Here is a 25,616-nt window from a genome sequence, read left to right on the forward strand (position 1 = left end):
GTCAGCTCAAACAGCTTGAAAGATACTCGCTTAATCAGAGGAACAACTTTGTTGCACTTGACTTGACAATTGGGGTATTTAAAAAAATTAAAAAAAGATAGTTTTAATCTTGACAAGTAGGGGAAAACTTGATATCATATAAAAGTTGAGAAAAGCAGAAGTGAGAACTTCTCGCCTTGCGACTAACGTTGTCTGGCCCCTACGGATCAAATTTCAGAAATGAAATATAATCATGTAGTGCGGGTTTGCGTTAGCAAGTCCGCTCTTGTTTTTCTCTAAATTAAAAAAAGAGGTGAAAACCATAGCAAAGCAAGACTTATTCATCAATGATGAAATTCGTGTACGTGAAGTTCGCTTAATCGGTCTTGAAGGTGAGCAATTGGGTATCAAACCACTAAGCGAAGCGCAAGCACTTGCGGACGAAGCTAATGTGGACTTGGTTCTCATTCAACCTCAAGCTAAACCTCCTGTTGCAAAAATTATGGACTACGGTAAGTTCAAATTTGAGTACCAGAAGAAGCAAAAAGAACAACGCAAGAAACAAAGCGTTGTGACCGTGAAAGAAGTTCGTTTGAGCCCAGTTATCGACAAGGGTGACTTCGAAACTAAACTTCGCAATGCTCGCAAGTTCCTTGAAAAAGGAAACAAAGTGAAGGTATCCATTCGCTTTAAGGGTCGTATGATTACCCATAAAGAGATTGGTGCAAAAGTTTTAGCCGACTTCGCTGAAGCAACTCAAGATATTGCAATCATCGAACAGCGTGCTAAAATGGATGGTCGTCAAATGTTCATGCAGTTGGCGCCAGCAACTGACAAAAAATAATTGTCAGAAAGTTAAATAAAGGAGAAAAAATCATGCCAAAACAAAAAACACACCGCGCATCAGCTAAACGTTTCAAACGTACAGGTTCTGGTGGACTTAAACGTTTCCGTGCTTATACATCTCACCGTTTCCACGGAAAAACTAAAAAACAACGTCGTCATCTTCGTAAAGCATCTATGGTGCATGCAGGAGATTTCAAACGTATCAAAGCAATGCTTACTCGCTTGAAATAATCGCGTATTTGTAAGTAAACAATTCTAGGAAATATTTGGAGGAAATAAAACATGGCACGTGTTAAAGGTGGCGTTGTATCACGCAAACGTCGTAAACGTATTCTTAAATTAGCAAAAGGTTACTATGGAGCTAAACACATCTTGTTCCGTACTGCAAAAGAACAAGTAATGAACTCTTACTACTATGCATACCGTGACCGTCGTCAAAAGAAACGTGACTTCCGTAAATTGTGGATCACACGTATCAATGCGGCAGCTCGTTTGAACGGACTTTCATACTCACAATTGATGCATGGTTTGAAATTGGCTGAGATCGAAGTTAACCGTAAAATGCTTGCTGACTTGGCTGTTAACGATGCAGCAGCTTTCACAGCTCTTGCAGATGCAGCTAAAGCAAAACTTGGTAAATAATTATTCATAAGACTGGTACAAGTTTGTCCCAGTCTTTTTTAAACAAAGGAGAAAAAAATGGCTTCAAAAATGCTACACACATGCTTACGAGTTGAAAATCTTGAAAAATCAATCGCTTTTTATCAAGATGCTTTTGGTTTTAAGGAATTACGTCGTAGAGACTTTCCAGACTATGCTTTCACTATTGTTTATCTTGGACTTGAAGGTGATGATTATGAGTTGGAGTTGACTTACAACTATGATCACGGACCTTATGTTGTCGGTGATGGTTTTGCTCACATCGCCCTAAGTACACCTGATCTTGAGGCTCTTCACAAAGAACATAGCGAAAAAGGTTATGAAGTAACGGAACCTAAAGGACTTCCAGGTACTCAACCAAACTATTACTTTATCAAAGATCCAGATGGATACAAGGTAGAAGTGATTCGTGAAAAATCATTATAGTTCCTATCGAGTAGCTTGTATGCTACTCTTTTTTTGAATTTGTAGTAGAATGAAAGAAAAACAATGGCGTCAGGCATTCACTTAATTCAAAATTCAAAAATGTGCTCGTTCTTTCTTGAAGCTTTATTAAAGCGTGTGAGTCAAGGAAGAGAATTTAATCCAATAAATCCTTTGGTAGATCTCTATAATTTACGCTGTTCCTTGTGGGGGAAAGAATTTAGCTAAGATTGTTGGTAACTTATGTCTCGGAAGAGCTCAAGGGAATGAATCCTTCTTTCCACTAGGGGCTGAAAGTGATGCTCCTGCATTAGCCGATGAAATTATTTATTTTGATGAACAAGGTGCGGTTTGTCGGTGTTTAAACTGGCGTGAAGCCCAAAGAACCATGTTAACAGAAGAAACCAAAGATGCTGTTTTAGTCATTGAAGCTATCAATGAAGACCAAGCATCACGAGTTCGGGAAGCAATGCTAGAATTACATACTAAAATTGAGGAATATTTTGGTGTCAGTGGCAAGATCAGTCACTTGACAGCTACAAATCCTATCCTAGAGGTAGAATAATGAATGGGAATCACGGTTAATTCAACTGTGGTTCTTTTTTCTACAAGGGAAGAAAGAAATTGTTTTTCTATTTTCTAAAATGGTATAATATAAGGAGAAAAAGGGAGGTGATAGTGAGTGATTGCACAACTTGATACAAAAACGGTTTATAGTTTCATGGAGAGTATGATTTCCATTCGGAAGTATGTTGATCAAGGAAAAGCATACGGCTACTCAGCACTTGGAATCATGGATGTTGACAATCTCTATGGAGCTTATTATTTTATCAAAGAGTGCCAAAAACAGGGGCTTCAGCCCTTATTAGGTCTTGAGATGACCGTTCATCATAAGGAGGAGCTCGTCAACCTTCGATTTTTAGCCTTGTCAAATCGTGGTTATCGAAATCTCATGAAGCTTTCGACTCTAAAAATGACAGGTAAAAAAGAATGGACTGATTTTTATTCTTACCTTGAAGATGTTTGTGTTATTGTTCCCTATTATTCTGCAATTGATTCCTTGGACTTAGGGCATGACTATTATATCGGAGTGTATCCAGATACACCTCAGTCGAATTTTTCTCACTCCATTCTCCCACTTTATCGTGTTAATTCCTTCGAATCTGAGGATTTAGAAACGCTTCAAATGCTCAAGGCGATTAAGGAAAATGTGACCTTGCGAGAGGTAGATGTTCAATCGCAACAAGGCTTGTTTTTACCTGCTGACCGTTTAGAACAGATTTTTTTAGAGAAATTTCCACTCGCGCTTGAAAATCTTGCAAGATTAATCAAGGAAGCTTCCTATGAGATTGATAGTAGTCTCAAGCTTCCACGCTTCAATCCAGAGAGACCAGCTGTTGAAGAGTTGCGCGAAAGAGCTATTAAGGGATTGGAACAGAAAGGCTTACTCGATTCAGTTTATCAGGAACGTTTGGAAGAAGAACTATCTGTGATTCATGACATGGGTTTCGATGACTATTTCTTGGTTGTCTGGGATCTCTTACGTTTTGGTCGTTCTCAGGGATATTATATGGGAATGGGACGTGGGTCTGCAGTTGGAAGTCTAGTGGCCTATGCCTTAAATATTACTGGTATTGATCCTGTAGCTAAAAACCTTATCTTTGAGCGCTTTTTAAATCGTGAACGCTATACCATGCCTGATATCGATATTGATATTCCTGATATCTATCGTCCTGAATTTATCCGCTATGTTCGTGACCGTTATGGTAGTATTCACGCTGCTCAGATAGTCACTTACTCGACTTTTGGTGCCAAACAGGCTATCCGAGATGTTTTTAAACGGTATGGTGTTCCCGAGTACGAGTTGACATCCATAACCAAGAAAATTGGTTTCAAAGATACCTTGACAAGCGCCTATGAAGGCAATCTAGGCTTTAGACAACTGATTCAAAGTAAGATTGAGTACCTAAAGGCTTTTGAAATTGCCAAAAAGATAGAAGGCTATCCTCGACAGACCTCTATCCATGCTGCTGGTGTCGTGATTAGTGATAAAAATCTAACGGACTATATTCCTCTTAAGTATGGTGAGGATATGCTCATTACCCAGTATGATGCTCATGGAGTTGAAGGAAATGGTTTGCTCAAGATGGATTTCTTGGGCTTAAGAAACCTAACTTTCGCTCAAAAAATGCAGGAGCTCTTATTTGAAACTCAAGGAATTCAGTTAAGGATTGAGGAAATTGACCTTGAAGATAGGGGAACTTTAGCCCTCTTTGCAGCTGGGAAGACCAAGGGGATTTTTCAGTTTGAACAACCTGGTGCTATTCGCTTATTAAAGCGCGTGAAACCAGAAAGCTTTGAAGAAGTAGTGGCAACGACTTCCCTCAACAGACCGGGAGCGAGTGACTATATCAACAACTTTGTGGCTCGAAAACATGGTAAAGAAAAGGTAACAGTTCTGGACCCAGTTTTGGAAGATATTCTGGCTCCAACATATGGCATTATGCTTTACCAAGAGCAGGTTATGCAAGTGGCACAGCGTTACGCTGGTTTCAGCCTTGGGAAAGCCGACATTTTACGTCGTGCCATGGGGAAAAAGAACGCAGCTGAGATGCACCGAATGGAAGAAAGTTTCATCCAAGGTGCACTCGAAAAAGGACATAGCAAAGAACAGGCGCAAGAAGTTTTTGCTGTCATGGAAAAATTTGCTGGATACGGTTTTAACCGTTCCCACGCTTACGCTTATGCGGCTTTAGCCTTCCAGCTTGCTTACTTTAAAACACATTACCCAGCTATCTTTTATCAAGTCATGCTCAACTATGCCAGTGGAGATTATATTCTCGATGCCCTCGAAATGGGCTTTGAATTGACACCACTCTCTATCAATACAATCCCATATCAGGATAAATTGACAGACAAGACTATTTACTTGGGACTTAAGAGTATCAAGGGGATGCCTCGAGATTTTGCCTATTGGATTTTAGAGAATCGTCCTTTTAGTAGTGTCGAAGATTTTGTCACTCGCTTGCCTAAAAATTATCAGAAGTTGAGTCTTTTAACTCCCCTAGTCGAGATTGGTTTATTTGATAGTTTTGAAAAAAATCGCCAAAAAATCTTATCCAATTTACCTACTTTGTTTATTTTTGTGGAAGAATTGGGTAGTTTATTTGCAGATAATAGCTACAATTGGCTTGAGAGTGAGGATTTTACGCAAGTCGAAAAGTTTCGTAAGGAACAGGAGTGGCTTGGAGTCGGTATCAGTCCGCATCCCTTACTGATTTTAGCAAAGAATCCCCTCTATCCAATTGTGAGTTTGTCTGAACTATCTGAAGGACAGACAGCTACAGTACTCGTTGAGGTAGAATCCATTCGTGTCATTCGTACTAAAAAAGGTGAAAACATGGCTTTTCTGAAAGTTAGTGATAGTAAAATGAAGCTTGAAGTCACAGTTTTTTCTGACCAGTATCGCCAATTTAAAAATCTCTTACATGAAGGAAGATTTTACTACCTTAATGGAAAAGTGCAGGTAAGAGACGGTCGCCTTCAGTTAGTGTTAAATAATCTAAAAGAAGCAGTGAGTGAACGATTTTGGATTCAGGCTGCTGATCATGAACATGATTCTGAAATTTATCATATTCTAGAACAATACAAGGGACAAATTCCTGTCATCATTCGCTATGAAAATGAACAAAAAAATGTCCTTTTGCCGGGTTATTTTGTTGCAAAAGATGTTAGTTTACAGGAATCTTTGAGTCAAATAACTATGAAAACGATTTATCGTTAAAAATCAATGAAAATAAAAGAATTTTAACTTTAATTATGGTATAATCAGTTAGAATGTTAAAAGAAAAAGGAGCAAAACCAAATGAAACGTATTGCTGTTTTGACTAGTGGTGGGGACGCCCCTGGTATGAATGCTGCCATCCGTGCAGTAGTTCGTCAAGCAATCTCAGAAGGAATGGAAGTTTTTGGTATCTATGATGGATACGCAGGTATGGTTGCCGGCGAAATTTATCCAGTTGATGCTGCTTCAGTGGGAGACATCATTTCACGTGGTGGTACTTTCCTTCACTCTGCTCGTTATCCTGAGTTTGCAAAACTCGAAGGTCAACTTAAAGGGATTGAGCAGTTGAAAAAACACGGTATCGAAGGTGTCGTAGTTATCGGTGGTGACGGTTCTTATCACGGAGCTATGCGCTTGACTGAGCATGGATTCCCTGCTATCGGACTTCCAGGAACAATCGATAACGATATCGTAGGTACTGATTTTACAATCGGATTTGATACTGCAGTTACAACTGCAATGGATGCCATCGATAAGATTCGTGATACCTCATCAAGTCACCGTCGTACTTTCGTAGTTGAAGTTATGGGACGTAATGCTGGAGATATCGCTCTTTGGGCTGGTATTGCCACTGGTGCTGATGAAATTATCATCCCTGAAGAAGGCTTCAAGATGGAAGACATCGTAGCAAGTATCAAAGCTGGATATGAACACGGTAAGAAACACAACATTATCGTTTTGGCAGAAGGTGTTATGTCAGCGGCTGAATTTGGTCAAAAACTAAAAGAAGCTGGAGATACAAGCGACCTTCGTGTAACTGAACTTGGTCATATCCAACGTGGAGGATCACCAACTGCTCGTGACCGTGTATTGGCGTCACGCATGGGTGCACACGCTGTTAAACTCCTTAAACAAGGAATCGGTGGTGTCGCTGTTGGTATCCGTAACGAGAAAATGGTTGAAAATCCAATTCTTGGAACTGCAGAAGAAGGAGCTTTGTTTAGCCTAACAGCTGATGGTAAGATTGTTGTTAACAATCCTCATAAAGCTGACCTTGAACTTTCTGCTTTGAACAAGAGCTTGTCATAATCAACTTTAACTAAACTGGTAAAATGACCATAAAAGGTCAAATTATATAAAGGAGTCACAAAAATCATGAACAAACGTGTAAAAATCGTTGCAACTTTGGGTCCTGCGGTAGAAATCCGTGGTGGTAAAAAATTCGGTGAAGACGGATACTGGGGTGAAAAACTTGACGTTGAAGCTTCAGCTAAAAACATTGCTCAATTGATTGAAGCAGGAGCTAACACTTTCCGTTTCAACTTCTCACACGGTGACCACCAAGAACAAGGTGACCGTATGTCAACTGTTAAACTTGCAGAAAAACTTGCAGGTAAAAAAGTTGGTTTCCTTCTTGATACTAAAGGACCAGAAATCCGTACTGAATTGTTCGAAGGCGAAGCTAAAGAGTACTCATACAAAACTGGTGAAAAAATCCGTGTTGCAACTAAACAAGGAATCAAATCAACTCGTGAAGTGATTGCTTTGAACGTTGCTGGAGCTCTTGACATCTATGATGACGTTGAAGTTGGTCGCCAAGTATTGGTTGACGATGGTAAACTTGGTCTTCGTGTTGTAGAAAAAGACGATGCAACTCGTGAATTTGTCGTTGAAGTTGAAAACGACGGTGTTATCGCTAAACAAAAAGGTGTAAACATCCCTAACACTAAAATTCCTTTCCCAGCTCTTGCTGAACGTGATAACGCTGATATCCGCTTCGGTCTTGAACAAGGTATCAACTTCATCGCGATCTCATTCGTACGTACTGCAAAAGACGTGAACGAAGTTCGTGCAATCTGTGAAGAAACTGGTAACGGTCACGTTCAATTGTTCGCTAAAATCGAAAACCAACAAGGTATCGATAACTTGGACGAAATCATTGAAGCTGCTGACGGTATCATGATCGCTCGTGGTGACATGGGTATCGAAGTACCATTTGAAATGGTTCCAGTTTACCAAAAAATGATCATCACTAAAGTGAACGCTGCTGGTAAAGTTGTTATCACTGCAACAAACATGCTTGAAACAATGACTGAAAAACCACGTGCAACTCGTTCAGAAGTATCAGACGTATTTAACGCTGTTATCGACGGAACTGATGCTACAATGCTTTCAGGTGAGTCAGCAAATGGTAAATACCCACTTGAGTCTGTTCGTACAATGGCTACAATCGACAAGAACGCTCAAACTCTTCTTAACGAATACGGACGTTTGAACTCAGATTCATTTGAACGTAACTCTAAGACAGAAGTTATGGCTTCAGCAGTTAAAGACGCTACAAACTCAATGGACATCAAATTGGTTGTAACTCTTACTAAGACTGGTCACACAGCACGTTTGATCTCTAAATATCGTCCAAATGCTGATATCTTGGCATTGACATTTGACGAATTGACAGAACGTGGATTGATGTTGAACTGGGGTGTTATCCCAATGTTGACAGAAGCTCCATCATCAACTGATGATATGTTCGAAATTGCTGAACGTAAAGCAGTTGAAGCAGGTCTTGTACAATCTGGTGACGATATCGTTATCGTTGCAGGTGTGCCACTTGGTGAAGCAGTTCGTACTAACACAATGCGTATCCGCACTGTACGTTAATCTAATATTAAAAAGCCTATCATATCAAGCTTTCTAGCTTGTGTGATAGGTCTTTTTTTGTGGCGAGGGGTAAAATATATCATTTTCCTTTCAATACTAAGGTATATAATACAGTTTGCCCTGTAACTTTTGCTGTAATTAGAGATTTCATTGGTCATCTTAGTATCTTTTTGTCTAAATCTAGCTAGGATTTTTTGGATAATAAGTCTATAAGTGTTTGATTGTTGCTTGAGTTTATTGCTATTTGGACAGAAAGGATTGCTAAAAGATAGGGTTTAGTAGTGTTTAGGAAAATAAAAAAAGCTCTCTGGAAAACCAGAAAGCTTTGAGAGGCATCTCCATGTGAGAAACCGGTTCACACAATTTCTCAAGGTCCGCTCCTGCGTTATGACCTCCTTTGCTCAATAGTAGCTCTCGCTACATATCGACTCATCGCAAGTTTCATTTTACTATAAGGTCGAAAAAAAGTCAATAAAAAAGTTCCTACAAAAAGGAACTGTTAAACAATGCTAATTGCCGGGATCGAACCGGCGACCTCATCCTTACCATGGATGCGCTCTGCCTACTGAGCTAAATCAGCTTACTTAAAAAGTATACTATAGATTCAAATCTTTGTCAATAAAATGTTTTATTTAAAAGTAATCAGCTGTCAGTCAAACTAAAATGGCTTAAGAGAGTATCCCTCAGCCATTTTATTCTAACCTAATTGATTTTGTTTTTTTTTCTGGATTCCAGATAAAACTTGCGATAAAGCTAAAGATGATGGTAATAATCGCAACTAAGACAGCAAGAATCAGTGCTGGTATGCGAATAAACCACCACAAAGGATTTGGTTTTTTGTTATTGTGCCATTGTTTTGTTTCCTCATCCAGACGTTGGAATTCTGATTGGATACGTTCAGCAACTATCTCAATTCCTTCATCATTCATCTTCTTAATGTCTGAGATATCGATAGGATTTCCGAAGTTCATATCGACACGTTCGCGACTGATGAGTCCTTTTAAGGTCATTGGGCCAGTGTAAGTAACTGGCATGATGCGAACCTTGGCCATTTTAGCAATCAGAGCTACACCACCTTTGACATCGTTAGAATGACGACTACCGCTTGGAAACATGATGAGAGATCGGTCGCTCTTTTTAAGGACATTGATAGGGTATTTGATAGCCGAAGCGCTAGGATTCTCCCGATCAATAGGAAAGGCACCACACATACGAATCCACCAACCAAAGATTCGATTAGAGAAAAGTTCCTTTTTAGCCATAAAGACAAATTGCTTTGGTTTGGTCGCAAATGCCATGTAGACAGGATCCCACCAAGTACGATGGGGAGCGACTAGGATATAGTTTTCATCTTGACTCGGAATTTTATTGGTATTATGATAATGAGCATTACCGTTGATAGACCAGAGAATCAACATAACGAGCCCACGAAGATAAGTATAAAACATGGTGTCTCCTTCAAATTTCTTTCTTTTATTATACCTTATCGGTGTAGGACAGGCAAATTTTTTTTGTATAGGCGGAAAAGCTCTTTATATGAAATTAGAATTATTCAAAAAAAAATGATATGATAGAGATTATGGATAAAAATAAAATTATAGGCTTAAGCCAATCAGAAGTTAATGAACGTCAGAAACAGGGGCAGGTCAATGATTTCAAAGCATCAGCTAGTACCAGTACTTGGCAGATTGTAAAACGAAATGTTTTTACTCTCTTCAATGCTTTAAACTTTGCCATCGCCTTAGCACTCGCCTTTGTTCAAGCCTGGAGTAACCTAGTTTTCTTTGCGGTTATCTGCTTTAATGCTTTTTCAGGAATTGTAACCGAGCTTCGAGCTAAACATATGGTTGACAAACTGAATCTTTTGAATAAGGAAAAGATTATCACCATTCGTGATGGGCAAGAGGTAGCTTTGGATCCAGAAGAGCTTGTTTTGGATGACGTGATTCGCTTGTCTGCAGGGGATCAGATTCCAAGTGATGCGATTGTATTAGAAGGTTTTGCAGAAGTCAATGAAGCCATGTTAACGGGCGAGAGCGACTTGGTGCAAAAAGAAGTAGAAGACTTAATGTTGTCAGGTAGCTTTCTTGCCAGTGGTTCTGTCCTCGCTCAGGTTCATCATGTAGGAGCAGATAACTATGCAGCTAAACTCATGCTTGAAGCTAAGACCGTTAAACCAATCAATTCTCGTATCATGAAATCACTAGATCAACTTGCAGGATTTACTGGGAAAATTATCATTCCTTTTGGAATTGCCCTCTTGCTTGAAGCTTTGGTCTTAAAAGGTTTACCACTGAAGTCTTCTGTAGTGAATTCCTCTACAGCTCTTTTGGGAATGTTGCCTAAGGGGATTGCCCTCTTGACCATTACCTCTCTTTTAACCGCTGTTATCAAGCTTGGTTTGAAGAAGGTCTTGGTGCAGGAGATGTACTCTGTTGAAACCCTTGCGCGCGTGGATATGCTCTGCTTGGATAAGACAGGAACCATCACCCAAGGTAAGATGCAGGTTGAGACTGTTCTTCCTCTTACTCAAGTTTATGATCAAAATGCTATTGCTGACATACTAACTAGCTATATGGCAAACAGTGAGGATAAGAACCCAACAGCACAAGCTATTCGTCAACATTTTCAAGGTCAAGTAACTTATCCGATGATTTCTAATCTTCCATTTTCAAGCGATCGTAAATGGGGAGCAATGGAGTTGGAAGGTCTCGGAACTGTTTTCCTAGGTGCACCTGAGATGTTGTTGAATGCTGAAGTTCCTGAGGCTAGAGAAGCTCTTGAACGAGGATCTCGTGTCTTAGTTCTGGCCCTCAGTCAAGAAAAACTTGATCACCACAAGCCACAAAAACCATCTGATATTCAAGCCTTGGCTTTGCTTGAAATTCTAGATCCAATCCGAGAAGGGGCAGCTGAAACTCTAGACTATCTTCGTTCTCAGGAAGTGGGCTTGAAAATTATTTCTGGTGATAATCCAGTTACTGTTTCAAGTATTGCTCAAAAAGCTGGTTTTGCAGATTACCACAGCTATGTAGATTGTTCGAAGATCACGGACGAGGAATTGGTTGCCATGGCTGAGGAGACAGCGATTTTCGGACGTGTCTCTCCTCATCAAAAGAAACTGATCATCCAAACGTTGAAAAAAGCAGGTCATACTACAGCCATGACAGGAGACGGTGTCAATGATATTCTAGCTCTTCGTGAGGCAGACTGTTCCATCGTTATGGCTGAAGGAGATCCAGCGACTCGTCAGATTGCAAATCTGGTCCTCTTGAACTCAGACTTTAATGATGTTCCTGAGATTCTCTTTGAAGGTCGTCGTGTAGTCAATAACATTGCCCACATTGCTCCAATTTTCTTGATCAAGACCATCTATTCATTCTTATTGGCAATCATCTGTATTGCAAGTGCTTTGTTGGGACGTACTGAATGGATTCTGATTTTCCCATTCATCCCGATTCAGATTACCATGATTGACCAGTTTGTGGAAGGATTCCCACCGTTCGTATTGACCTTTGAACGAAATATCAAACCTGTGGAACAAAACTTCCTCAGAAAATCCATGCTCCGTGCACTACCGAGTGCCTTGATGGTAGTCTTTAGCGTTCTATTTATTAAAATTTTTGGAACCAGTCAAGGTTGGTCAGCCATTGAAATTTCAACACTTCTGTATTATCTATTAGCCTCAATTGGTTTCATGTCTGTAGTTAGAGCTTGTTTGCCATTTAGTCTATGGCGTGTTCTCTTGATTATTTGGTCAGTTGGTGGCTTCCTTGGAACAGCTCTATTTCCAAGAATTCAAAAACTACTTGAGATCTCAACATTGACAGGACAAACATTACCTGTCTATGGTATTATGATGGTCATCTTTGCTGTCATTTTCATCCTGACAAGTCGTTATCAAACTAGAAAATAAAGAAAGGCTGCAATCCTAGATTGCGGTCTTTTTTGGGTACAGGATTGCTAGCTAAAATATGGTATAATAAAGGGAAATAGAGTTTTGGAAAGTGAGAGAAAATGATTTCAAAGAGATTAGAAACGGTAGCTTCTTTTGTTCCGCAAGGAGCCGTTTTACTTGATGTTGGGAGCGACCATGCTTATTTACCGATTGAATTAGTTGAAAAGGGTCATATCGAACGTGCTATTGCAGGAGAAGTTGTAGAAGGTCCCTATCAATCTGCAGTTACAAATGTTGAAAGTCATGGTTTGACTGAGAAAATTCAGGTTCGTTTAGCCAATGGTTTAGCAGCTTTCGAAGAAAGTGACCAGGTCTCTGTCATCACTATTGCTGGAATGGGTGGCCGTTTAATTGCTACGATATTAGAAGAAGGATTGGACAAACTAGCCAATATTGAGCGTTTGATTCTTCAACCGAATAACCGAGAAGATGAGTTGCGTTCTTGGCTACAAGAGCATGGTTTTCAAATCATAGCAGAAAGTATCCTAGAAGAAGCTGGGAAATTCTATGAGATCATAGTTGCAGAAGCTGGTGAAATGAATTTATCAGCCACTGATGTTCGCTTTGGCCCCTTCTTGTCCAAAGAAGTCAGTCCAGTCTTCATCCAAAAATGGCAAAAAGAAGCTACTAAGCTTGAGTTTGCCCTTAGTCAAATTCCAGAAAAAAATCAAGAAGAACGTCAGGTTCTAGCAGATAAAATTCAAGCCATCAAGGAGGTGCTCCATGAAAGCAAGTGAAGTGATTAAGCGTTATGAAGCCTATTGCCCACAAGAATTTTCTATGGAAGGTGATAGTCGTGGTCTGCAAATTGGTACTCTAGATAAGGATATCCAAAAAGTCATGGTTGCTCTTGATATCCGTGAAGAGACAGTCGCTGAAGCTATTGAAAAGGATGTTGATTTGATTATCGTTAAGCACGCCCCTATCTTTCGTCCGATCGAGGATTTGGTAGCTAGTCGTCCTCAAAATCAGATTTATATCAATCTCATCAAGCATGATATCGCTGTCTACGTCAGTCATACTAATATCGATATTGTTGAAAATGGTCTTAATGATTGGTTCTGCCAACTATTGGGGATTGAGGATACAACTTATCTGCAGGAAACAGGTCCCGAACGTGGGATTGGTCGTATTGGCACTATTAGACATCAAACATTTAAGGAATTTGCTGACCATGTTAAGGAAGTCTTTAATCTAGATAGCCTTCGTATGGTGTATTATCAAGAGAGCGATTTGCAAAAAACAATCTCAAGAGTGGCTATCTGTGGTGGAAGTGGTCAATCATTCTATCCTGATGCATTAGCAAAAGGAGCGGATGTCTACATTACTGGAGACATATACTACCACACTGCCCAAGATATGCTGTCAGATGGTTTGTTGGCTCTAGATCCGGGACACTATATCGAAGTACTTTTTATCGAAAAAATTGCAGAGCTCTTGAACGAATGGAAGAAAGAGAATGCTTGGTCTCTCGAAGTTATCGCAAGTCAGGCATCGACCAATCCTTTCCACCATATCTAATTAGAAGGTATAAAAAATGAAAAAAGTTGCCATTGTAGGAGCAGGGATTGTAGGGGCAACAGCCGCCTACTATCTCTCTAAAGAAGCAGATGTCGAAGTAACTGTCTTTGATCATGGGCACGGACAAGCGACCAAGGCAGCTGCAGGAATCATCAGTCCTTGGTTCTCTAAACGACGTAATAAAGCTTGGTACAAGATGGCGCGCTTGGGAGCGGATTTTTATGTAGATTTATTGGCTGATTTAGAAAAAACTGGTCAAAAGGTTGATTTCTACCAGCGCTCCGGTGTCTTTCTTCTCAAAAAAGATGATTCCAAGCTTGAGGAACTCTATGACTTAGCCTTGCAACGTAGAGATGAATCTCCCTTAATTGGCGAATTAGCCATTTTGAACCAAGCTGCTGCAAGTAGTCTATTCCCTGGATTAGAGGGATTTGAGAGATTGCTCTATGCTTCTGGAGGGGCTCGAGTAGATGGGCAACTTTTAGTTAGTCGCTTGCTTGAAGCCAGTCAAGTGAAGGTGATAAAGAAAGAGGTCAGTCTAAATCCCTTAGCATCGGGTTATCAAATAGACAACCAAATGTTTGACCAAGTTATCTTGTCCACAGGAGCTTGGCTTGGACATATTTTGGAGCCTTTAGGCTATGAGGTTGATGTTCGTCCTCAAAAAGGCCAACTCCGAGATTATCAAGTGCCACAAGACATGGGAACCTACCCTGTGGTTATGCCAGAAGGAGAGTGGGATTTGATCCCATTTCCAGGTGGGAAGTTGTCTCTAGGAGCTACTCATGAAAATGATATGGGATTTGACCTAACAGTTGATGAAAATTTGCTTCAACAAATGGCTGAGGCAGCGAGTCCATTTTATCCAGCCCTGGCTGAGGCAATTTCATCTGGTGAACGTGTGGGTATTCGTGCTTATACAAGTGACTTCTCTCCATTTTTCGGACAGGTTCCAAACTTATCAGGAGTCTATACAGCGAGTGGTTTAGGATCTTCAGGGTTAACGACGGGTCCTATTATCGGTTATCATCTAGCCCAAATGCTTCAGGGGAGAAGTGGAGTATTAAATCCGGCAGATTATCTAACTGAAAGATATATTAAAAAGAAACAATCGTAAATCTTTTACCTAGTTTTTACGGTAGTATTAGGAAAGTAAGTGACTTTCCCTATCAAAAATGGTAAAATGAAAAAAAATAATCCAAGAATTGAGGAAATAAAATGCAAGAAAAAATTCTGGTAACAGGTGGAGCAGGTTTTATCGGAACTCACACTGTCATCGAACTGGTCCAAGCTGGACACCAAGTAGTTGTTGTGGATAATTTGGTAAATAGTAGTCGTAAAAGCCTAGAAGTAGTTGAAAGAATTACAGGAGTAGAAATTCCTTTCTACGAAGCAGATATTCGTGATACAGATACACTTCGTGATATTTTCAAACATGAAGAACCAACAGGAGTCATCCATTTTGCTGGTTTGAAGGCTGTAGGAGAATCTACACGTATTCCGCTTGCCTACTATGATAACAATATCGCTGGAACTGTTAGTCTCTTGAAAGTTATGGAAGAGACAAACTGTAAGAACATCATCTTCAGCTCATCAGCAACAGTTTATGGAGATCCACATACAGTTCCAATCCTAGAAGATTTCCCTCTTTCAGCTACCAACCCTTACGGTCGTACAAAACTGATGCTTGAAGAAATCTTGACAGATATCTATAAAGCCGATTCAGAATGGAACGTTGTGTTACTTCGTTATTTCAACCCAATTGGTGCACATAAGAGTGGTGATTTGGGTGAAAATCCAAACGGTATTCCAAATAACCTTCTTCCATATGTGACACAAGTCGCAGTTGGTAAGTTGGAACAAGTTCAAGTATTTGGGGATGACTACGATACTGAAGATGGAACAGGTGTTCGTGACTATATCCACGTCGTTGACTTAGCCAAAGGGCACGTTGCGGCACTTAAGAAACTTCAAAAAGGTTCAGGACTAAACATTTACAACCTTGGTACAGGAAAAGGCTACTCTGTCCTTGAAATTATCCAAAATATGGAGAAAGCAGTCGGACGTCCAATTCCTTACCGTATCGTTGAACGTCGTCCGGGTGATATCGCAGCTTGCTACTCAGATCCAGCAAAAGCTAAGGAAGAGCTAGGATGGGAAGCAGAACTTGGTATTACAGAAATGTGTGAAGACGCATGGCGTTGGCAAAGCAAGCATCCAAATGGATTTGAAGACTAAGATGATGATTTCAATCATAGTCCCATGTTTAAACGAAGAGGAAGTACTTCCTCTTTTTTATCAAACTCTTGAAGCACTGATCCCAGATTTGGAAACAGAAATCGAATACATTTTTGTAGATGATGGTTCGACTGATAAGACTTTGGACGTTCTAAAGGTTTATCGAGAGAAAAATCCTGCAGTACATTATATCTCTTTCTCGCGAAATTTTGGGAAGGAAGCGGCCATATATGCAGGTTTACAACAAGCAACAGGAGATTTGGTGGTGGTTATGGATGCAGACCTTCAGGATCCACCAAGCCTCTTGCTTGAGATGAAAGAACTACTAGATCAGAATCCAGATTTGGACTGCGTTGGAACACGCAGAACCAGTCGAAAAGGTGAGCCCTTTTTACGTAGTTTCTGCGCCGATCTTTTTTATCGTTTTATGCAAAAAATTAGCCCAGTAGCTCTTCCATCGGGTGTCCGTGATTTTCGGATGATGAGAAGATCAGTTGTGGATGCAGTGTTAGAATTGACAGAATACAATCGCTTTTCCAAAGGACTCTTTGCCTGGGTTGGTTTCCGTACTCACTATCTAGAATATCCTAATGTTGAAAGGCAGGCAGGTAAAACAAGTTGGAGTTTTAGACAACTCTTTTTCTACTCTATTGAAGGGATTGTGAATTTTTCAGATTTTCCTTTGATATTAGCTTTTGTTGCTGGTCTTTCGTCGTGTTTTCTGGCTTTAGTGATGACATTGTTTGTAGTTGTCCGTACTCTCGTACTGGGCAATCCAACTTCTGGTTGGACCTCTCTGATGGCTGTCATTCTATTTCTTGGTGGTGTCCAATTATTGACGATTGGGATTCTCGGAAAATATATCAGTAAAATTTATATGGAAACGAAAAAAAGACCCCTCTATCTGATAAAAGAACAGAGTGAGTCATGATAAGATTTGCTAAAAATAAGTCCTTCAAAAGACTATAATTTTCTGTAAAAATATGCTAAACTAGAGGAAGTGGGATTTGGAAATTGAATCACCACTGATGACAAATTAATCTTTGATGAGCGCGCGAGTGGGACACTGTTTCACAGCTTTCAGTAGCTCTTCACTAGCTGGGACGTCTCTCTCTAGTAGATTAGGATCATCATAGAAACGCACAATACCATTATCATGGTAATCAAATAAATCAGAATAGGTTTGGCATAGCCCACAGGCAATGCATCGTTCAGGTATAAGTGTGATTTTCATATTTATATTGTAATAAGAAATTAGAAAAAAAACAAGGAGTAAGGTATGGAAAAGGAACCATGGCAAGAAGATATTTACGATATCGAGGAAAGTCGTTCGGAACGCAGAAGCAGAGGAAATAAGGAATCAGGAGTAGGAGCTAATCGTATTTTAACGATTTTGGCTTGTATTTTCTTTGTTATCGTTGTCGGTATGATTGCTATTCTAATCTACCTGTCATCTGGTGGTAGTGATCGTACGGCAGCCTTGAAAGATTTTCATGATTCTTCTGCGCCTAAGGTAGAGGAAGTTTCTTCAACATCATCAAGTAGTTCAGTTGAAGCATCAAGTTCTGAAGCAGAATCAACTTCTTCAAGTAGTTCAGAGGAACATACAAATGCTGAAGGAACCATTACTGTCCTTGCAGGTGAAGGTGAGGCAGCTATTGCAGCTAGAGCAGGCATTTCTATTGCTCAACTTGAAGCCTTGAACCCTGGTCATATGTCTTCAGGTACTTGGTTTGCAAATCCTGGTGATGTCCTTAAGACAAGATAGGAGTTAGAATGAAAACAATTCAGATTGCCATTGATGGACCAGCATCCAGTGGGAAGAGTACAGTAGCTAAGATTATCGCTAAGGACTTTGGATATACCTACTTGGATACAGGTGCCATGTATCGTGCTGCGACTTACATCGCTTTGAACAACCAAGTAAGTCCAGAAGAGTCTTCTCGACTTCTTGAATTATTGGAACAATATCCGATTAGCTTTGGTCGTGCTGAAACAGGAGAACAGCTTGTTTTTGTTGGAGACGTTGATGTTACCAATCCAATCCGTGAAAATGAAGTAACCAATGCTGTATCTGCTTTTGCAGCCATTCCAGCTATTCGTGAAAAATTGGTAGCCCTTCAGCAAGAAATTGCCCAACAAGGCGGAATCGTCATGGATGGTCGAGATATTGGTACAGTGGTCTTGCCTAAGGCTGAATTGAAGATTTTTCTTGTTGCTTCAGTGGATGAACGTGCAGAACGACGTTATAAGGAAAATCTTTCAAAGGGAATCGAAACAGATTTGGAAACTTTGAAAGAAGAGATTGCTGCGCGTGACTATAAAGATAGTCATCGTGAAACTTCTCCTCTTAAACAGGCTGAGGATGCAATCTATTTAGACACGACTGGACTAAGTATTTTAGAAGTTGTCGAAAAAATTAAATCAGAAGCAGTTAAACATTTTTAATTTGAAATGCTAACCGATTTACCACGATAGTGGTGAGTCGGTTTTTTAGCAATTTGTCAAATTTTAAATTTTAAGGTATAATAGATTCTGTTAACGAAAATTTGACAATCAAACCATCATGAAAATAGAAGGAGATAAAATGAACAATCTACCAAATTGCCCAAAATGTAATTCAGAATATGTCTATGAAGACGGAGCCTTGCTAGTCTGTCCAGAGTGTGCTTATGAATGGAATCCTGCTGAGCAAGCAGAGGTTGAAGACGGCCTTGTTGCCATCGATGCTAATGGAAATAAATTGGCTGACGGTGATACAGTAACCTTGATCAAAGACCTTAAGGTAAAAGGCGCTCCAAAAGACCTTAAGCAAGGGACACGTGTTAAAAACATCCGTATTGTTGAAGGTGACCACAACATCGATTGTAAGATTGATGGATTTGGTGCTATGAAATTAAAATCAGAATTTGTTAAAAAGATCTAATCATGACTGCTTGGAATAAAATAATTTTTTTCAGTCGCTCTTTCATGTTTTTAGCAGCATTTACAGGCGTCTATCTGGAAATTACCAAACGTGGTGGTTTAGGGATGTTGCTCTACTATACAGTGCTTTCCAACCTCTTGGTGATGATTTTTACGGGTTATCTTTTATGGAAGATGCGACGTGAGGGTGACCATTGGCAAAGTTCAAGTCTTTTGCGACTCAAGGGTGGTGTCACCATGAGTATCATGATTACCTGTGTCATCTACCATTTCATGTTGGCTCCCTTGACAACAGATTTTTACCGTTTGGAAAACTTCCTTTGCCATTATATCGTGCCCCTCTGGTTTTTAGCAGATACAATTATTTTTGACAAGAGTCGACAATATAAGTTGGTTGATCCCATGCTTTGGACTAGCCTTCCTTTGCTTTATATGATTTTTGCCCTCTTAAACGGTTTTGTTCTAAAGATGGATGTCCCTAATGCTAAGGATAGTCCCTTCCCTTATTTCTTTTTGAATGCTACCAAACATGGTTGGGGCTTTGTCTTTAAATGGGCAGCCACTATCTTTGTTGCTTATATGATTTCAGGATATCTCTTTTATCTTGTGAAAAGTATTAAAAAAACTAAGAAATAAAAGCACCCCTATGTGGGTGCTTTTTTTGTGATAGAAATAATTGTACCCGGACAAATTGATTTATTTTATCTTGTTATGCAGTCTTTTTTACCTTACAATAAAACTGTAGCTACCAATACAACTATTGAGGAAGAGAAAATGACTGAAAATCGTTATGAATTAAATAAAAATTTGGCACAGATGCTTAAAGGTGGCGTCATCATGGATGTTCAAAATCCTGAGCAAGCAAGAATTGCAGAGGCTGCAGGTGCGGCAGCTGTTATGGCCTTGGAGCGAATTCCAGCTGATATTCGTGCAGCTGGTGGTGTCTCTCGTATGAGCGATCCAAAGATGATCAAGGAAATCCAAGACGCAGTCAGCATTCCAGTTATGGCCAAGGTTCGAATTGGGCATTTTGTTGAAGCACAGATTTTAGAAGCCATCGAGATTGACTATATCGATGAGAGTGAGGTGCTATCTCCAGCTGACGATCGTTTCCATGTGGATAAGAAAGAATTCCAAGTTCCTTTTGTTTGCGGTGCTAAAGATCTAGGAGAAGCCTTACGTCGTATCGCTGAAGGAGCATCAATGATCCGTACAAAAGGGGAACCTGGAACAGGAGACATCGTTCAGGCAGTCCGCCATATGCGTATGATGAATCAAGAAATCCGTCGCATTCAAAATCTCCGTGAAGATGAACTCTATGTCGCAGCAAAAGAACTCCAAGTACCTGTAGAATTAGTTCAATACGTTCACGAACATGGAAAACTACCAGTCGTGAACTTCGCAGCAGGTGGTGTAGCAACACCTGCAGATGCTGCTCTTATGATGCAGCTAGGTGCAGAAGGTGTCTTTGTTGGTTCAGGGATTTTCAAATCAGGTGATCCTGTTAAACGTGCAGCAGCAATTGTCAAGGCAGTTACAAACTATCAAAATCCTCAAATTTTAGCTCAAATCTCAGAAGATTTGGGAGAAGCCATGGTTGGTATCAATGAGAATGAAATCCAAATTCTCATGGCTGAGCGAGGAAAATAGATGAAAATTGGAATACTGGCCTTGCAAGGCGCCTTTGTAGAGCATGAGAAAGTCCTTGCTCAACTAGGAGTTGAAAGTATTGAACTACGAAACCTAGAAGATTTTCAGCAACATCGAAGTGAGCTATCAGGTTTGATTTTGCCAGGAGGTGAGTCAACGGCCATGGGGAAACTGTTGCGAGATCAGCAGATGCTAATTCCTCTAAGAGAGGCTATTCTCAATGGTTTACCAGTCTTTGGAACTTGTGCGGGTTTAATTTTGTTAGCAAAACAAATCACTTCTCAAGAGGAAAGCCATCTAGCGACCATGGATATAGTAGTAGAGCGCAATGCCTATGGGCGTCAGCTAGGAAGCTTTTGTACAGAAGCTGACTGCAAGGGCGTTGGTAAAATTCCAATGACCTTTATCCGTGGACCGATTATCAGTAGTGTTGGTGACAGTGTTGATGTTCTAGCGATTGTGAACAATCAAATCGTTGCGGCACAAGAAAAGAATATGCTCGTAACCTCCTTTCATCCTGAATTGACAAATGATCTTCGCTTGCATCAATACTTTATCAATATGTGCAAATAAAAATAGGTCGGGATTTTCCCGGCCTATTTTTACATGTAATAAACAATGGCAATGTATTGGAGAGCGGAAGCTGCCAGAATGAAGAGATGCCAGATCATGTGGAAGTAAGGTTTCTTCTTAGCATAAAAACCAGCACCAACTGTATAGCAAAGCCCACCTGATACCATAAGAGTCCAAAAGATTGGATTTGTTTGACTGATGATTGCTGGTAGGATAGCCACAACTAGCCAACCCATGATGAGGTAGAGTATCAGACTAAATTTTTCATTGACTTTTTTGGCAAAGATTTTATAAAGAATACCAAAAATAGTTGTTCCCCATTGAATGGCGATAATCAGATAACCAAACCAGTTATTCATCAAGGTCAAAACGACAGGAGTATAAGAACCTGCAATCGCAACATAAATCATAGAATGGTCAATAATTCGTAACACATATTTATGAGTTGAACCATAAGCCATAGAATGATAAATAGTTGATGATAAGAACATGAGAAAGAGGCTGATGACGAAGATGGAAACACCAATAGACGATAAGAAACCATGTGCCTCATAACTGTAAGTAGATGAAATGGGAAGTAGGATGAGCATGATAAATGCTCCTACAGCATGGGTGACACTGTTGGCAATTTCTTCTCCAAAACTAAGTCGTTTACTAAGTTTGAAACTAGTATTCATTTGTTTCCTCCTCTTCATTTTCTGTATAGACAAGAGCTAGTGTCTGATGATAGAGTTTAACCGTTTGGCAGCTTGTTCGGATAATAGGATTGGCTGGGTCAATGTCTTCGTTCATGTAGTCCACAAAAGCGTTGTAAAGTTCTTCTGAGTTAGTCTCTGTGTGTAGGGTATTAAGGGTTTGAGCAATTTCTTGGATTGAAAAAACAGACTTGAGCGTTGTGATAGCAATCAATCGGGCGATTTGTTTGCGTTGGTATTTTTTCTTTTCAGGTTTTGTCAGATAGCCGTGTTTGACATAGTTGTTCACCATTGATGCAGTTAAACCTTTCTCTTTAGCAAGAGAAATAGGGGAACAAACTTTATTCACATAAAGTAGGACCTGATCCAAATAGAGATCAATGTTTGGAATTTCGTCCCATTCTGGGTAGGAAAAAGTAGTTTTCATTTCCAACTCCTGTTTATCTAGTTTTGGTAACTAGATTATAAAATAATAGAAATAAAAAGTCAAGTTTTAACTGCTTGTAGAAAGCCTTAAATTATGCTATGATGAGAGAAACTAGTCAGAAAAGAGGAGATAGGATGGAAATTCGTTTAGCCTTTCCAAACGAAGTAGATGCAATTATGCAAGTGATTGAGGAAGCTAAAAAATGCTTGGCGGAAGCTGGTAGCACTCAGTGGCAAAATGGTTATCCAAATACTGATACGATTATCGAAGACATTATCTCAGGTCAGGCTTATGTAGCCCTGGAAGAAGGAGAGCTCATAGCTTATGCAGCAGTAACCAAGAGTCCAGAGAAAGCCTATGAAGCCATTTATGATGGAAGCTGGGAAGGAAGAGAGTCAGAGTATCTAGTTTTTCACCGTATTGCTGTCGCTAGTGATGTGCAAGGGCAAGGTGTTGCCCAGACCTTCTTGGAAGGCTTGATTGAAGGCTTTGATTACCTGGATTTTCGTTCAGATACACATGATAAAAACAAGGCCATGCAACATATCTTTGAAAAGCTTGGTTTTAAGCAGGTCGGTAAAGTTCCAGTAGATGGGGAACGTTTGGCCTATCAAAAATTAAAATCAAATGCCTAAGCAGTATGCAAAGATGCTGTACAAGTCTCCGATTGGAATCTTATCTTTGGTAGCAGATGAACGCTATCTGTTTGGAATATGGGTTGAAGCACAGAGCCATTTTGAGCGAGGTTTGTCGGTGTGTAATCTAGTTGAGGTGAAAAGTCATCCCATCTTAAATCAGATTGCTAGCTATTTAGATGCTTATTTTAAAGGACAAAAACAAAATTTGTCTCAGTTACCTTTGGCTCCTGTTGGTAGTGAATTTGAAAAGAAAGTTTGGTCTTATCTACGGGAAATTCCTTTTGGTCAGACTGTTACTTATGGACAAATAGCTAAGGACTTGCAAGTAGCTTCTGCACAAGCAATCGGAGGAGCAGTAGGGCGCAATCCCTGGTCTATTCTTGTCCCCTGTCACCGTGTGCTAGGTGCTGGTAATCGTCTAACAGGCTATGCTTCAGGAATTGACAAGAAGGCTTGGCTCTTAAAGCATGAAGGTGCAGCATTTCAAGAAAATAAGAAATAGAAAGTAAAGAAAATGTTAGAATTTATCGAATATCCAAAATGTACAACTTGTAAAAAAGCCAAAAAAGAGTTAGATCAACTTGGACTAGAATATAAAGATGTTCATATTGTAGAAGAAACTCCAAGTGAAATGATCATTCTGAACTGGCTTGAAACTTCAGGATTTGAGTTGAAGCAATTTTTCAATACCAGTGGGATTAAATACCGTGAACTGGGTTTAAAAGATAAGGTTGGGACTTTATCCAATAAAGAAGCAGCCAAACTCTTGGCCAGTGATGGTATGTTATTAAAACGTCCAATATTAGTGGAGAATGGTGTTGTTAAACAAATTGGCTATCGTAAAACCTACGACAACTTGGATTTGAAATAGTTTTTTTCTATCTCCTTGATAGGTAAAATATATAACCTCACGCTTTTAAAGTATGATAAACTAGTAGGTAGACAAAGTCTCTTCTGCTCGTAGCAAATATTTTAAATCTAGGCAGAAGTATGATAGAATGATTCATTATCAGGAGAGGATGTTTCTATGAATGTTACAACAATTTTAGCATCAGATTGGTACCAAAACTTGATGCAGTATATTCCAGACGGCAAACTGTTTAGTTTTCGTTCTGTCTTTGATGGGATTCCAAGAATTGTACAACAATTGCCAACAACATTGATGTTGACAGTATTTGGTGCTTTTTTTGGTATAATATTGGCCTTGGTTTTTGCTATCGTAAAAATTAATCGAGTTAGAATTCTTTATCCATTACAAGCATTCTTTGTTAGTTTCTTAAAAGGGACACCAATCCTAGTGCAGTTGATGTTGACTTACTATGGAATTCCTCTAGCATTAAAAGCGTTGAATCAACAATGGGGAACTGCTTTTAATATCAATGCGATTCCAGCTGCAGCTTTTGCCATTGTAGCTTTTGCTTTTAACGAAGCAGCTTACGCTAGTGAAACTATCCGTGCAGCTATTCTTTCTGTTAATCCTGGAGAGATTGAAGCCGCTCGTAGTCTTGGAATGACACGTGCACAAGTTTACCGTCGTGTGATTATTCCAAATGCAGCGGTAGTAGCGACTCCAACCTTGATTAACTCCCTAATCGGCTTGACCAAGGGAACTTCCCTAGCCTTTAGTGCTGGTGTTGTAGAAGTCTTTGCCCAAGCTCAGATTTTAGGTGGTGCCGACTACCGTTACTTCGAACGTTTCATCTCGGTTGCTCTTGTATACTGGGTGGTAAATATCGCTATTGAAAATCTTGGTCGCTTTATTGAGAGAAAAATGGCAATCGAAGCACCAGATAATGTGAAAACAGATGTGAAAGGAGATCTTCGCTAATGATTAAAATTTCAAATTTAAGCAAATCCTTTTCAGATCAAACCGTCTTGGATCATCTGAATTTAGATATTCAAAAGGGGGAAGTAGTGGCTTTGATTGGTTCATCTGGTGCGGGGAAATCAACCTTTCTCCGGAGCCTCAACTACCTTGAAACACCTGATAGTGGAAGCATTCAGATTGATGATTTCAAAGTTGATTTTTCTCAAATCACTCAAGAAGAAATACTGACTCTTCGTCGTAAATTGTCCATGGTGTTCCAACAGTTCAATTTATTTGAGCGCAGAACGGCCTTAGATAATGTCAAGGAAGGTTTGGTTGTTGTTAAAAAACTATCAGACGAAGAAGCAACTAAGATTGCTAAAGAAGAGCTAGCTAAGGTTGGGCTTTCTGATCGTCAACAGCACTATCCTCGCCACTTATCAGGCGGACAAAAACAACGGGTAGCCTTGGCGCGTGCTTTGGCCATGAAACCAGCTATCTTGCTCTTGGATGAACCTACTTCGGCCCTTGACCCAGAATTGGTTGGTGAAGTTGAGAAATCTATTGCTAATGCTGCTAAATCTGGTCAAACTATGATTTTGGTCAGTCACGATATGTCCTTTGTTTCTCAGGTAGCTGATAAGGTTTTATTCTTGGATAAAGGAAAGATTATTGAGTCTGGAACACCAGATGAGATTATCAATCATCCTAAAGAAGAACGAACAAAAGAATTCTTTGCTAGTTACAAACGGACCTATATTTGATATAATAGAATATAAGAAAGACTCAGTTGGCTAGGCTAACTGGGTTTGCTCTTTAAAATTAATAGAA

General features: G+C 39.8%; 28 protein-coding genes, 1 tRNA gene, 1 pseudogene and 1 other annotated feature. Of the genes and pseudogenes, 25 read left to right on the plus strand and 5 right to left on the minus strand.

Features of this window, described 5'->3' with window-relative positions:
• The first annotated feature begins 146 nt into the window (after positions 1-146).
• Positions 147-277 (plus strand) — a sequence feature (ribosomal protein L20 leader region).
• A gap of 15 nt (positions 278-292) precedes the next feature.
• The 8 genes and pseudogenes from infC (at position 293) to pyk (ending at position 8,353) form a co-directional block, all read left to right on the plus strand.
• A complete protein-coding gene (infC, locus tag K1I67_RS05725) occupies positions 293-823 on the plus strand; it encodes a translation initiation factor IF-3 (RefSeq protein ID WP_006149857.1) in 531 nt (176 codons plus the stop codon).
• A 32-nt stretch (positions 824-855) separates the two neighbouring features.
• A complete protein-coding gene (gene rpmI, locus K1I67_RS05730) occupies positions 856-1,056 on the plus strand; it encodes a 50S ribosomal protein L35 (protein ID WP_003003453.1) in 201 nt (66 codons plus the stop codon).
• 51 nt (positions 1,057-1,107) lie between these two features.
• The gene (rplT, locus tag K1I67_RS05735; RefSeq protein ID WP_000124830.1) at positions 1,108-1,467 is read left to right on the plus strand and encodes a 50S ribosomal protein L20; all 360 of its coding nucleotides are present in this window, start codon (positions 1,108-1,110) and stop codon (positions 1,465-1,467) included.
• Positions 1,468-1,524: 57 nt separating this feature from the next.
• A complete protein-coding gene (gloA, locus tag K1I67_RS05740) occupies positions 1,525-1,911 on the plus strand; it encodes a lactoylglutathione lyase (protein WP_223339202.1) in 387 nt (128 codons plus the stop codon).
• Between the two features lie 58 nt (positions 1,912-1,969).
• A pseudogene (locus K1I67_RS05745) lies at positions 1,970-2,473 on the plus strand (B3/B4 domain-containing protein); the annotation flags it as partial.
• 117 nt (positions 2,474-2,590) lie between these two features.
• The gene (locus tag K1I67_RS05750; protein WP_223339203.1) at positions 2,591-5,692 is read left to right on the plus strand and encodes a DNA polymerase III subunit alpha; all 3,102 of its coding nucleotides are present in this window, start codon (positions 2,591-2,593) and stop codon (positions 5,690-5,692) included.
• An 81-nt stretch (positions 5,693-5,773) separates the two neighbouring features.
• Positions 5,774-6,781, plus strand: a complete 1,008-nt coding sequence (gene pfkA / locus K1I67_RS05755; protein ID WP_223339204.1) for a 6-phosphofructokinase — start codon at positions 5,774-5,776, stop codon at positions 6,779-6,781.
• A gap of 66 nt (positions 6,782-6,847) precedes the next feature.
• On the plus strand, positions 6,848-8,353 hold the full coding sequence (gene pyk / locus K1I67_RS05760; RefSeq protein WP_223339205.1) for a pyruvate kinase: 1,506 nt from the start codon (positions 6,848-6,850) through the stop codon (positions 8,351-8,353).
• Positions 8,354-8,860: 507 nt separating this feature from the next.
• Here the strand turns inward: pyk and K1I67_RS05765 are convergent.
• Both K1I67_RS05765 and K1I67_RS05770 read right to left on the minus strand, forming a co-directional pair.
• Positions 8,861-8,933, minus strand: a tRNA-Thr gene (locus tag K1I67_RS05765).
• A 112-nt stretch (positions 8,934-9,045) separates the two neighbouring features.
• The gene (locus K1I67_RS05770) at positions 9,046-9,801 is read right to left on the minus strand and encodes a lysophospholipid acyltransferase family protein (RefSeq protein ID WP_223339206.1); all 756 of its coding nucleotides are present in this window, start codon (positions 9,799-9,801) and stop codon (positions 9,046-9,048) included.
• A 131-nt stretch (positions 9,802-9,932) separates the two neighbouring features.
• Here K1I67_RS05770 and K1I67_RS05775 point away from each other — a divergent pair, with 131 nt between their 5' ends.
• The 6 genes from K1I67_RS05775 to K1I67_RS05800 all read left to right on the plus strand — a co-directional run bounded on the left by K1I67_RS05775 (position 9,933) and on the right by K1I67_RS05800 (position 17,001).
• Entirely contained in the window at positions 9,933-12,269 is a 2,337-nt protein-coding gene (locus tag K1I67_RS05775; RefSeq protein WP_223339207.1) for a cation-translocating P-type ATPase, read from the plus strand.
• Between the two features lie 101 nt (positions 12,270-12,370).
• Positions 12,371-13,048: a tRNA (adenine(22)-N(1))-methyltransferase gene (locus K1I67_RS05780; protein WP_045615484.1), complete on the plus strand. Its 678-nt coding sequence runs from the start codon at positions 12,371-12,373 to the stop codon at positions 13,046-13,048.
• The gene (locus tag K1I67_RS05785) at positions 13,035-13,832 is read left to right on the plus strand and encodes a Nif3-like dinuclear metal center hexameric protein (protein ID WP_045615487.1); all 798 of its coding nucleotides are present in this window, start codon (positions 13,035-13,037) and stop codon (positions 13,830-13,832) included. Before K1I67_RS05780 ends, K1I67_RS05785 begins: the two co-directional genes overlap by 14 nt.
• A gap of 16 nt (positions 13,833-13,848) precedes the next feature.
• Positions 13,849-14,949: an NAD(P)/FAD-dependent oxidoreductase gene (locus K1I67_RS05790; protein WP_045615489.1), complete on the plus strand. Its 1,101-nt coding sequence runs from the start codon at positions 13,849-13,851 to the stop codon at positions 14,947-14,949.
• A gap of 101 nt (positions 14,950-15,050) precedes the next feature.
• The gene (galE, locus tag K1I67_RS05795) at positions 15,051-16,070 is read left to right on the plus strand and encodes a UDP-glucose 4-epimerase GalE (protein ID WP_045762906.1); all 1,020 of its coding nucleotides are present in this window, start codon (positions 15,051-15,053) and stop codon (positions 16,068-16,070) included.
• The gene (locus tag K1I67_RS05800) at positions 16,054-17,001 is read left to right on the plus strand and encodes a glycosyltransferase family 2 protein (protein ID WP_223339234.1); all 948 of its coding nucleotides are present in this window, start codon (positions 16,054-16,056) and stop codon (positions 16,999-17,001) included. Before galE ends, K1I67_RS05800 begins: the two co-directional genes overlap by 17 nt.
• A gap of 105 nt (positions 17,002-17,106) precedes the next feature.
• On the opposite strand, the gene K1I67_RS05805 is transcribed toward K1I67_RS05800, so the two are convergent.
• Positions 17,107-17,304: a ferredoxin gene (locus K1I67_RS05805; RefSeq protein WP_223339208.1), complete on the minus strand. Its 198-nt coding sequence runs from the start codon at positions 17,302-17,304 to the stop codon at positions 17,107-17,109.
• A gap of 45 nt (positions 17,305-17,349) precedes the next feature.
• Here K1I67_RS05805 and K1I67_RS05810 point away from each other — a divergent pair, with 45 nt between their 5' ends.
• From K1I67_RS05810 to pdxT, 6 genes are all read left to right on the plus strand, one after another.
• Positions 17,350-17,838 carry an SAG1386/EF1546 family surface-associated protein gene (locus tag K1I67_RS05810; protein ID WP_000410178.1) on the plus strand — a complete coding sequence of 163 codons (489 nt, stop codon included), beginning with the start codon at positions 17,350-17,352 and terminating at the stop codon, positions 17,836-17,838.
• An 8-nt stretch (positions 17,839-17,846) separates the two neighbouring features.
• On the plus strand, positions 17,847-18,518 hold the full coding sequence (gene cmk / locus K1I67_RS05815) for a (d)CMP kinase (protein ID WP_223339209.1): 672 nt from the start codon (positions 17,847-17,849) through the stop codon (positions 18,516-18,518).
• Between the two features lie 139 nt (positions 18,519-18,657).
• On the plus strand, positions 18,658-18,996 hold the full coding sequence (locus K1I67_RS05820; RefSeq protein ID WP_001061595.1) for a zinc ribbon domain-containing protein YjdM: 339 nt from the start codon (positions 18,658-18,660) through the stop codon (positions 18,994-18,996).
• Positions 18,997-18,998: 2 nt separating this feature from the next.
• Positions 18,999-19,631, plus strand: a complete 633-nt coding sequence (locus tag K1I67_RS05825) for a Pr6Pr family membrane protein (protein ID WP_223339210.1) — start codon at positions 18,999-19,001, stop codon at positions 19,629-19,631.
• Between the two features lie 138 nt (positions 19,632-19,769).
• Entirely contained in the window at positions 19,770-20,645 is an 876-nt protein-coding gene (gene pdxS, locus K1I67_RS05830; protein ID WP_223339211.1) for a pyridoxal 5'-phosphate synthase lyase subunit PdxS, read from the plus strand.
• Positions 20,646-21,218 (plus strand): pyridoxal 5'-phosphate synthase glutaminase subunit PdxT, encoded by a 573-nt coding sequence (pdxT, locus tag K1I67_RS05835; RefSeq protein WP_223339212.1) that lies wholly within the window; start codon positions 20,646-20,648, stop codon positions 21,216-21,218. It begins immediately after the preceding gene.
• A 29-nt stretch (positions 21,219-21,247) separates the two neighbouring features.
• On the opposite strand, the gene trhA is transcribed toward pdxT, so the two are convergent.
• Together trhA and K1I67_RS05845 are read right to left on the minus strand one after the other, a co-directional pair.
• Complete coding sequence (gene trhA / locus K1I67_RS05840) at positions 21,248-21,895, minus strand: PAQR family membrane homeostasis protein TrhA (protein WP_223339213.1); 648 nt, start codon at positions 21,893-21,895, stop codon at positions 21,248-21,250.
• Positions 21,885-22,340, minus strand: coding sequence for a DUF1836 domain-containing protein (locus K1I67_RS05845; RefSeq protein ID WP_223339214.1), 456 nt, complete (start codon positions 22,338-22,340; stop codon positions 21,885-21,887). The genes trhA and K1I67_RS05845 overlap by 11 nt, the downstream gene beginning before the upstream one ends.
• Before the next feature lie 134 nt (positions 22,341-22,474).
• Here K1I67_RS05845 and K1I67_RS05850 point away from each other — a divergent pair, with 134 nt between their 5' ends.
• The 5 genes from K1I67_RS05850 to K1I67_RS05870 all read left to right on the plus strand — a co-directional run bounded on the left by K1I67_RS05850 (position 22,475) and on the right by K1I67_RS05870 (position 25,549).
• Positions 22,475-22,975: a GNAT family N-acetyltransferase gene (locus K1I67_RS05850; RefSeq protein WP_223339215.1), complete on the plus strand. Its 501-nt coding sequence runs from the start codon at positions 22,475-22,477 to the stop codon at positions 22,973-22,975.
• 13 nt (positions 22,976-22,988) lie between these two features.
• Positions 22,989-23,480 carry a methylated-DNA--[protein]-cysteine S-methyltransferase gene (locus K1I67_RS05855; protein WP_223339216.1) on the plus strand — a complete coding sequence of 164 codons (492 nt, stop codon included), beginning with the start codon at positions 22,989-22,991 and terminating at the stop codon, positions 23,478-23,480.
• Between the two features lie 12 nt (positions 23,481-23,492).
• Positions 23,493-23,849, plus strand: a complete 357-nt coding sequence (locus K1I67_RS05860; RefSeq protein ID WP_223339217.1) for a Spx/MgsR family RNA polymerase-binding regulatory protein — start codon at positions 23,493-23,495, stop codon at positions 23,847-23,849.
• A 156-nt stretch (positions 23,850-24,005) separates the two neighbouring features.
• Entirely contained in the window at positions 24,006-24,806 is an 801-nt protein-coding gene (locus tag K1I67_RS05865; RefSeq protein WP_001103454.1) for an amino acid ABC transporter permease, read from the plus strand.
• Entirely contained in the window at positions 24,806-25,549 is a 744-nt protein-coding gene (locus tag K1I67_RS05870; protein WP_223339218.1) for an amino acid ABC transporter ATP-binding protein, read from the plus strand. The genes K1I67_RS05865 and K1I67_RS05870 overlap by 1 nt, the downstream gene beginning before the upstream one ends.
• Positions 25,550-25,616: the final 67 nt, after the last annotated feature.

It is taken from the genome of Streptococcus infantis (assembly GCF_019929575.1).
GTDB classification, from domain to species: Bacteria; Bacillota; Bacilli; order Lactobacillales; family Streptococcaceae; genus Streptococcus; species Streptococcus infantis_L.

Excerpts from the sequence above, each read along its gene's own strand:
- rpmI (WP_003003453.1), top strand. The coding sequence starts at position 856 with ATGCCAAAACAAAAAACACACCGCGCATCAGCTAAACGTTTCAAACGT.
- rplT (WP_000124830.1), top strand. The coding sequence starts at position 1,108 with ATGGCACGTGTTAAAGGTGGCGTTGTATCACGCAAACGTCGTAAACGT.
- gloA (WP_223339202.1), top strand. The coding sequence starts at position 1,525 with ATGGCTTCAAAAATGCTACACACATGCTTACGAGTTGAAAATCTTGAA.
- pfkA (WP_223339204.1), top strand. The coding sequence starts at position 5,774 with ATGAAACGTATTGCTGTTTTGACTAGTGGTGGGGACGCCCCTGGTATG.
- pyk (WP_223339205.1), top strand. The coding sequence starts at position 6,848 with ATGAACAAACGTGTAAAAATCGTTGCAACTTTGGGTCCTGCGGTAGAA.
- K1I67_RS05770 (WP_223339206.1), bottom strand. The coding sequence starts at position 9,801 with ATGTTTTATACTTATCTTCGTGGGCTCGTTATGTTGATTCTCTGGTCT.
- K1I67_RS05775 (WP_223339207.1), top strand. The coding sequence starts at position 9,933 with ATGGATAAAAATAAAATTATAGGCTTAAGCCAATCAGAAGTTAATGAA.
- K1I67_RS05780 (WP_045615484.1), top strand. The coding sequence starts at position 12,371 with ATGATTTCAAAGAGATTAGAAACGGTAGCTTCTTTTGTTCCGCAAGGA.
- K1I67_RS05785 (WP_045615487.1), top strand. The coding sequence starts at position 13,035 with ATGAAAGCAAGTGAAGTGATTAAGCGTTATGAAGCCTATTGCCCACAA.
- K1I67_RS05790 (WP_045615489.1), top strand. The coding sequence starts at position 13,849 with ATGAAAAAAGTTGCCATTGTAGGAGCAGGGATTGTAGGGGCAACAGCC.
- galE (WP_045762906.1), top strand. The coding sequence starts at position 15,051 with ATGCAAGAAAAAATTCTGGTAACAGGTGGAGCAGGTTTTATCGGAACT.
- K1I67_RS05800 (WP_223339234.1), top strand. The coding sequence starts at position 16,054 with ATGGATTTGAAGACTAAGATGATGATTTCAATCATAGTCCCATGTTTA.
- K1I67_RS05805 (WP_223339208.1), bottom strand. The coding sequence starts at position 17,304 with ATGAAAATCACACTTATACCTGAACGATGCATTGCCTGTGGGCTATGC.
- K1I67_RS05810 (WP_000410178.1), top strand. The coding sequence starts at position 17,350 with ATGGAAAAGGAACCATGGCAAGAAGATATTTACGATATCGAGGAAAGT.
- cmk (WP_223339209.1), top strand. The coding sequence starts at position 17,847 with ATGAAAACAATTCAGATTGCCATTGATGGACCAGCATCCAGTGGGAAG.
- K1I67_RS05820 (WP_001061595.1), top strand. The coding sequence starts at position 18,658 with ATGAACAATCTACCAAATTGCCCAAAATGTAATTCAGAATATGTCTAT.
- K1I67_RS05825 (WP_223339210.1), top strand. The coding sequence starts at position 18,999 with ATGACTGCTTGGAATAAAATAATTTTTTTCAGTCGCTCTTTCATGTTT.
- pdxS (WP_223339211.1), top strand. The coding sequence starts at position 19,770 with ATGACTGAAAATCGTTATGAATTAAATAAAAATTTGGCACAGATGCTT.
- pdxT (WP_223339212.1), top strand. The coding sequence starts at position 20,646 with ATGAAAATTGGAATACTGGCCTTGCAAGGCGCCTTTGTAGAGCATGAG.
- trhA (WP_223339213.1), bottom strand. The coding sequence starts at position 21,895 with ATGAATACTAGTTTCAAACTTAGTAAACGACTTAGTTTTGGAGAAGAA.
- K1I67_RS05845 (WP_223339214.1), bottom strand. The coding sequence starts at position 22,340 with ATGAAAACTACTTTTTCCTACCCAGAATGGGACGAAATTCCAAACATT.
- K1I67_RS05850 (WP_223339215.1), top strand. The coding sequence starts at position 22,475 with ATGGAAATTCGTTTAGCCTTTCCAAACGAAGTAGATGCAATTATGCAA.
- K1I67_RS05855 (WP_223339216.1), top strand. The coding sequence starts at position 22,989 with ATGCTGTACAAGTCTCCGATTGGAATCTTATCTTTGGTAGCAGATGAA.
- K1I67_RS05860 (WP_223339217.1), top strand. The coding sequence starts at position 23,493 with ATGTTAGAATTTATCGAATATCCAAAATGTACAACTTGTAAAAAAGCC.
- K1I67_RS05865 (WP_001103454.1), top strand. The coding sequence starts at position 24,006 with ATGAATGTTACAACAATTTTAGCATCAGATTGGTACCAAAACTTGATG.
- K1I67_RS05870 (WP_223339218.1), top strand. The coding sequence starts at position 24,806 with ATGATTAAAATTTCAAATTTAAGCAAATCCTTTTCAGATCAAACCGTC.